This window comes from Pseudomonas sp. 05T35, assembly GCF_056396605.1.
Window position 1 is genome coordinate 1 of the sequence record NZ_JBFTLU010000891.1, and the last position, 597, is coordinate 597.

General features: G+C 65.8%; 1 protein-coding gene. It reads right to left on the reverse strand.

From position 1 onward, the window contains the following. On the reverse strand, positions 1–597 hold a 597-nt coding region (locus AC1DH9_RS30520; RefSeq protein WP_477809503.1), incomplete at both ends, for an ATP-binding cassette domain-containing protein.

Consider the following 597-nt stretch of genomic DNA (forward strand, 5'->3'; position numbering starts at 1 on the left):
CCGGACAACTGCTGACCGCGCTCGCCCAACGGACTGTCGAGGCCTTCGGGCAGGGACGCGATCAGACTGTCGAGCTGCGCCAGCCGCGCCACTTCGGCCACTGCCTCACGACTGGCGTCCGGCACCGCATAGGCGAGGTTATCCGCCAGGCTGCCGCGAAACAGTACGATGTCCTGGCTGACCACGGCGATCCGCCGACGCAACTCGAACAGCGCCAGCTCGCGCAGGTCGATCCCGTCCAGCAGCACCCGACCGGACTGCGGGTCGTGATGCCGCTGCAGCAGGTCGATCAGCGTCGACTTGCCAACCCCGGAGCCGCCGCTCAGGGCAACTTTCAAACCGTAGGGAATCCGCGCTTCGATCCCGCGTAACGTCGCCGGGCGCCCGGGATGGTTGAAGTGCACCGCCTCAAAATACAGCTCACCAGAGCTCGGCATTGGCTGCGGCGTGGCCGGTGTGACGACGCTCGGTTGTTCACCGCGCAGCTCCATCACTCGACCGAGGCTGACGGTCATCCGTTGAATCGCCACGTACAACCCGAGCAAGCTCTGCACCGGCCCGACCGCCATCCCCAGATACGTCGAAAACGCGATCAAC